The following is a 6030-nucleotide window of genomic DNA, read 5'->3' on the forward strand; positions in this document are numbered from 1 at the left end:
GGCTGGGGCGGCGGACCGGGGCTGCGTGGGCAAGGGGGAACACCTCCGGGCGACGGCCGTACGTGGGATCGTGAGCACCGTAGGCCGATACGATCTGTGGCCCGGTCCGCCGCCCCGGCGGGGCGCGGAGCTGTCCCCCGTTCGCGGTAACGTGAGCACCGATGAACGCCAATTCCGACGTGCGGCTCCCCGCCGTGTCTGTGATCATGCCCGTCCTGAACGAGGAGCGGCATCTGCGCGGGGCCGTCGAAGCGATCCTCGCGCAGGAGTACGCCGGCGAGATGGAGGTCGTGATCGCCCTCGGTCCGTCCACGGACCGCACGGACGAGATCGCGGCCCAGCTCGTCGCCGAGACCGCGGCCGACGCCAACAAGCGCGTCCACACCGTGCCGAACCCGACGGGTCGCACACCGGCCGCCCTGAATGCCGCGATCAAGGCATCCCGGCACCCGGTCGTCGTCCGCGTCGACGGCCACGGCATGCTCTCCCCGAACTACATCGCCACCGCCGTACGGCTCCTGGAGGAGACCGGCGCGCAGAACGTCGGCGGCATCATGCACGCCGAGGGCGAGAACGCCTGGGAGCAGGCGGTCGCCGCCGCGATGACCTCGAGGATCGGCGTCGGCAACGCCGCCTTCCACACCGGCGGCGAGGCCGGTGAGGCCGAGACGGTCTACCTCGGTGTGTTCCGGCGCGAGGCGCTGGAGCGGCAGGGCGGCTACAACGAGGAGTTCATCCGCGCGCAGGACTGGGAGCTGAACTTCCGGATCCGCGAGGCGGGCGGGCTGATCTGGTTCTCACCGGAGCTGAGGGTGTCGTACCGGCCGCGGCCGAGCGTGCGCGCGCTGGCCAAGCAGTACAAGGACTACGGCCGTTGGCGCCATGTCGTGGCCCGCTACCACGAGGGCTCCATCAACCTGCGCTACCTCGCCCCGCCGACGGCGCTGCTCGCCATCGCGGCGGGCCTCGTGGTGGGCGCGCTGGTCACCCCGTGGGCCCTGCTGATCCCGGGCGGCTACCTCGCGGCGATCGTCCTCGGCTCCGTCCCGGCAGGCCGGGGCCTGCCGCTGAAGGCCCGGCTGCAGATCCCCGTCGCCCTCGCGACCATGCACATGTGCTGGGGCTGGGGCTTTCTGACCAGCCCCAAGTCCCTCGCGAAAAAGGTCATCGCGTCCCGGCGTCCCGCGGTGCTCACCTCCAACTGAGCCTGGCGGGGCCCGGATCGGCCCGGACTACCAGGTGTAGTCCGGGTCGACGTGCATGCAGGCCGTGGTGTCCGCGCCGTTGAGTGCGCTCGCCGAACTCGGCGTGCTGTCGTCGTCCTCCGCGGCCTTGTACGTCGTACCCGACCGCCAGTCCGCGCCGACGACCACGGTGACCCGGCCGACGTCCGTGGACTTCTTCACCTGGGCGGTGGGGATACCGAGGGCCCTCGCGACCCGCTGGGCGTCGCCCTTCAGGCCGGCGCTCGGGTAGCGGACGACGGTGGTGTCCTCGCTCAGCGGCGCCGAGGAGTCCGCCACGGCCTCGTCGAAGCCCTTGCCGACGAGCAGTTCGGCGACCGTCCGCGCCCGGCCGGTGACGGCGGCCTCGGTGGCGCCGCGGGTACCGTTGCGCACCTGTACGGCGATCTTGTCGTCCGCGTGGGCCGGCCGGGCGGCGGCGGCCGGCTTCGTGGTCTTCTTCTTGTCCTTGCCGTCCAGTGCGATGTCCTCGCGGACCAGCCGGAACAGCTTCGCCGCGTCGGCCGGCCGGGGCAGCACCCGGTTGCCGTCCGAGGTGTACACCCAGGGCATGGTCGTCATGGTGATGCGCCGGGTGGGGACCTCCCTGAGCTCCTTGCTGAGGTCGTAGAGCTTGGTCACCGTGCCGAGTCCGTCGTCCACCGTCAGCGCCCGGGTCGCCGTCTCGGCCAGCTTCAGGAGCTTGTCGGGGTTGCTGAGCGTGGCGTTGGCCCGCAACTGGCGGACCATCGAGTTCATGTACATGTGCTGGGCCTTGGTGCGCGCTATGTCGCTGCCGTCCTCGAAGCCGTAGCGGGTGCGCAGCCACTGCAGGGCCTGCTCGCCCTTGACGGAGGTGGTGCCCTTCTTGAGTTTCAGGCCCGAGCCGTGGCCGGAGGAGGTGTGCGAGTAGATGTCGGCGTCCACGCACACCGGCACCCCGCCGATCGCGTCGGCCATGGACACCACGCCGGAGAAGTCGACCATCATGAAATGGTCGATGTGGATGCCGGTCAGCTTCTCCCACATGGCGACCGTGCAGCCGGGGCCGCCGCGCTCCAGCGAGGCGTTGGCCATGGTGGCGGTGCTCGCCGCGTACACCCTGCCGGTGTCCGGGTCGGTGCACTTGGGGATGGAGACCAGGGTGTCGCGCGGCATGCTGACCACCGACATGTTGGTGCGGTCGGCCGAGACGTGCACGAGCATCTGGACGTCCGCGCGCGGGGCGGTGTTGTACGTGCTCTTCGCGCCGCCCAGCTTCTGGTTCTCGGCGGAGTCGCGGGCGTCCGAGCCGATCAGCAGGATGTTCAGCGGGGTCTGCCCGGCCGCGTTCGCCTGGGACTCGGCCGCGCGGTCCTTGGCGTCGGCGTTGTTGAGGTTGTCCTTCTTGATGTTGGCGTTGAGGTGCCGGTAGTAGAGCCAGCCGGCCCCCGCCGTGCCGACCACGACGACCGCCAGCACCGCCGCCGACCAGCGCAGTATGCGGCGTCTGCGGCGTCCGCGGTCACCCTCGTTCGACCGTCGTCCGCCGGGACCCGCTTCCGTGCCCCGGGGGGTGAGGGACATCGTGTCCTCGACCGCGGGCACACCGCTTCGCGCCAACTCCCTGTCCTTTCACCCTGTGCGCTCCGGGCTCCGGGACGTGAGCGCGCCTCATCATTCAGCAGACGGTTAGGACCCAGCTGTGGTCACCATGTGAATGCGGGATCCACCTGCATACAGGCCGCGTCGTCGGCCCCGTTGAGGGCCTCGGCGGACTTCGGTGTCCGGTCGTCCGCCCGGGGCGCCCGGTAGGCCGTGTCCTGACGCCAGTCGGCGCCCACGACGAGGGTGACGCCGGAGACGTCCGTCGACCGCTGCACGGAACGTGGGGGGAGCCCCAGCGCCTTCGCGACGCGCTGGGCGTCGCCCTCCAGGTCGGCGCTCGGATAGCGCACCACGGTCGTCGGCTGGGCCGTCGGCGCGCTCGGGTCGGCCACGGCCTGGGTGAAGCCCCGGCCCACCAGCAGCGCGGCCACCGCTTCCGCCCGTCCCGGGGCCGCGGAGAGGGTGCCGGTACCGCTGCCGTTGCGCACCTGGACGCCGATCTCGCCGTCGGCCGACGAGGCGGGCACGCTCTCCCCGGCCGGCCGCTGCTTCTTCCCGCCCCTGCCGTCCAGCGCGATGTCCTCGCGCACCAGCCGGAACAGCTGCCGGGCCTCCTCGGTGGGCTCCACGCGGGCACCGACGTACCGGTTGGGCATGGTGGTCATGGTGATGCGCTCGGGCTTGACCCGGCGCAGTTCGTCGGCGAGGTCGTAGAGCTTCTTCACGGTGTCCAGGCCCGGGTCGACGGTGAGCGACCCGGTGGCCCGCTCGGCGAGCGTGCGGAGCTTGCCCGGGTTGCGCAGGGTGGCCTTGGCGCGCAGCTCGCGGACCATCGAGTTGAGGTACATGTGCTGCGCCTTGGCCCGGGCGAGATCGCTGCCGTCCTCGAAGCCGTAGCGGGTGCGCAGCCACTGCAGGGCCTGCTCGCCCTTGACGGAGGTGGTGCCCTTCTTGAGTTTCAGGCCCGAGCCGTGGCCGGAGGAGGTGTGCGAGTAGATGTCGGCGTCCACGCACACCGGCACCCCGCCGATCGCGTCGGCCATGGACACCACGCCGGAGAAGTCGACCATCATGAAGTGGTCGATGTGGATGCCGGTCAGCTTCTCCCAGGTGGCGACCGTGCATCCCGGACCCCCGTGCCCGAGGCTCTGGTTGGTCATCACCCGCCCCTCGCTCGCCGGATGGACCTTCCCGCTGCCGGGATCGGTGCACTTCGGAATCCGTACGAGGGTGTCGCGGGGCATGCTGACGACCGACAGGTTGGTCCGGTCGGCGGACAGGTGCACCAGCATCTGGACATCGGCCAGCGGGGTGCCGCCGAAGGTCTCGCGCGCCCCGCCCAGCTTCTGGTTCTCCTTGGTGTCACGGGCGTCGGAGCCGATGAGCAGCAGGTTCAGCGGGGTCTGGCCGGCGGTGTTCGGTGTCGGCGCGGGCGCCTTGTCGTCACCGAGGTTCAGGTCGGCCTGCTGGATGTTGGCGTTGAGGTGCCGGTAGTAGAGCCAGCCGGCGCAGGCCGTGCCCAGCAGCAGGGCGGCGAGGGTGGCCGCGGACCACGTGAGCACGCGTCGCCGCACGCTGTTCTGCCCCAATTTCCCGTACTCCCCACGCGTTTGGGCGCCCATGGCGGGCCCGCCGTACGTCCAGGAGACCTACGACGGGCCCGTTGGGTTGCCCTGCTACCAGCGATAGGGCGCGTAGACGTCCATGCACTGGCCCTTGTCGGAGCCGTTGATGGCGTCCGAGCCGGCCGGCAGGTCGCCCGCCTTGGGGGCGGAGGCCTTCGGATACGTCGTACCGTCGCGCCAGTCGGCGCCCACGACGAGCGTGACCCCGGAGACGTCGGTGGACTGCTTCACCGAACTCAGCGGAATCCCGAGGGACTTGGCGATCCGCTGGGCGTCTCCCTGGAGTTCGGCGCTCGGGTAGCGCACCAGGGTCCGCTGCGCGGTCAGACCGCCCGTCACGTCCTTCGACGCCTTGGTGAAGCCTTTCTGCACCAGCGCCTGCGCGATCGTGCCGGCGCGTCCGGACACCGGGCCGAGCGTGGACGTGGCGGTGGCGTTCTGGACGGTGACGCCGATCTGGTCGTCCGGCGCCGAAGGGGCCTTGATGGCCTCGGCGGTGGTCTTCTTCGCGGCCGACGCCTTGCCGTGCTTGTCGAAGGGCACGTCGTCGCGGAGCATCTGCCACATCTTGTCGGCGTTGGCGCCGTCGGGCACGAGATGGTCCTTGTTCTGCGGGTCCTCGACGTTCGGCATCGTCAGGCTCGTGATGCGGTCCGTCGGCACCGACTTCAGCTGCATGCCCAGGTCGTAGAGCTTCTTGGGGGAGCCGATCTCCTCGGAGACCGTCAGGGACTTCGTGGCCGCCTCGGCCAGGTCCATCAGCCGCCCGGTGTCGGTGAAGACGTTCTGGCCCTTGAGCGTGCGGATCATCGAGTTCAGGTACATGTGCTGGGCCTTGGCCCGCAGCGGGTCGCTGCCCCAGGCGTGCCGGGTGCGCAGCCACTGCAGCGCCTGCTTGCCCTTGACCTTGTGCGTGCCGGCCGTCAGCTTCAGCCCGGAGCCGCCGGGCACCGCGGCCGTCGGCCGGTCCCACACGCTCTGCCGTACACAGACGTCGACGCCGCCGATGGCGTCCGCCATCTGCACCACGCCCGAGAAGTCGATCGTGATCCAGTGGTCGATGTAGACCCCGGTGAGGTTCTCCCAGGTGGCCAGCGTGCAGCCGGCGCCGCCGCGGGCCAGCGACTCGTTGATGATGGTGTTGGTCGCCGGGTAGACCTTGCCGGTCTTGGGGTCGGTGCACTTGGGGATGTCGACCCGGGTGTCGCGCGGGATGCTCACCATCGCGGCGCTCTTGCGGTCCGCGGACAGGTGGATCAGCATCTGCACGTCGCCGAGGGGCGGGCTGCCCCGGTCGTACTTGGCGCCGCCGAGTTTCACGTTCTCGTCGGAGTTACGGCTGTCGGAGCCGATCAGCAGGATGTTCAGCGGCGTCTGGCCGGCCGCGTTGGCCCTGCTCTTCTGCGCCTTGGCGTCGCCGCTGCTGCGCTCGCCCTTGTGGATGTTGCCGTTGAGGTGCTCGTAGTACAGGTATCCGGCGCCGGCCGTCCCGAGTATCAGCACCGCCAGCGTGGTCGCCGACCATCTCAGCACCCGGCGCCCGCGCCGCCGCGGCTGCTGCCGCCGGTGCCCCGCCCCTGGCCCGTCCCCCGATC

General features: G+C 70.7%; 4 protein-coding genes. 1 reads left to right on the forward strand and 3 read right to left on the reverse strand.

Features of this window, described 5'->3' with window-relative positions; all coding sequences use genetic code 11:
- Positions 1 to 161: 161 nt before the first annotated feature.
- On the forward strand, positions 162 to 1205 hold the full coding sequence (locus tag GRC12_RS41005; protein ID WP_208785536.1) for a glycosyltransferase family 2 protein: 1044 nt from the start codon (positions 162 to 164) through the stop codon (positions 1203 to 1205).
- Between the two features lie 27 nt (positions 1206 to 1232).
- Here the strand turns inward: GRC12_RS41005 and GRC12_RS41010 are convergent, their stop codons facing one another.
- From GRC12_RS41010 to GRC12_RS41020, 3 genes are all read right to left on the reverse strand, one after another.
- Entirely contained in the window at positions 1233 to 2789 is a 1557-nt protein-coding gene (locus GRC12_RS41010) for an LCP family protein (protein ID WP_208785537.1), read from the reverse strand.
- A 122-nt stretch (positions 2790 to 2911) separates the two neighbouring features.
- Positions 2912 to 4432, reverse strand: a complete 1521-nt coding sequence (locus tag GRC12_RS41015; protein ID WP_208785538.1) for an LCP family protein — start codon at positions 4430 to 4432, stop codon at positions 2912 to 2914.
- A 54-nt stretch (positions 4433 to 4486) separates the two neighbouring features.
- Positions 4487 to 6030 (reverse strand): LCP family protein (locus GRC12_RS41020; protein WP_244374546.1); only part of this gene is annotated, 1544 nt, incomplete at its 5' end.

Source organism: Streptomyces griseorubiginosus, assembly GCF_017614965.1.
GTDB classification, from domain to species: domain Bacteria; phylum Actinomycetota; class Actinomycetes; order Streptomycetales; family Streptomycetaceae; genus Streptomyces; species Streptomyces griseorubiginosus_B.

What these genes read in the sequence shown, in the direction of transcription:
- GRC12_RS41005 (WP_208785536.1), top strand. Translation starts at nt 162, where the DNA reads ATGAACGCCAATTCCGACGTGCGGCTCCCCGCCGTGTCTGTGATCATG.
- GRC12_RS41010 (WP_208785537.1), bottom strand. Translation starts at nt 2,789, where the DNA reads ATGTCCCTCACCCCCCGGGGCACGGAAGCGGGTCCCGGCGGACGACGG.
- GRC12_RS41015 (WP_208785538.1), bottom strand. Translation starts at nt 4,432, where the DNA reads ATGGGCGCCCAAACGCGTGGGGAGTACGGGAAATTGGGGCAGAACAGC.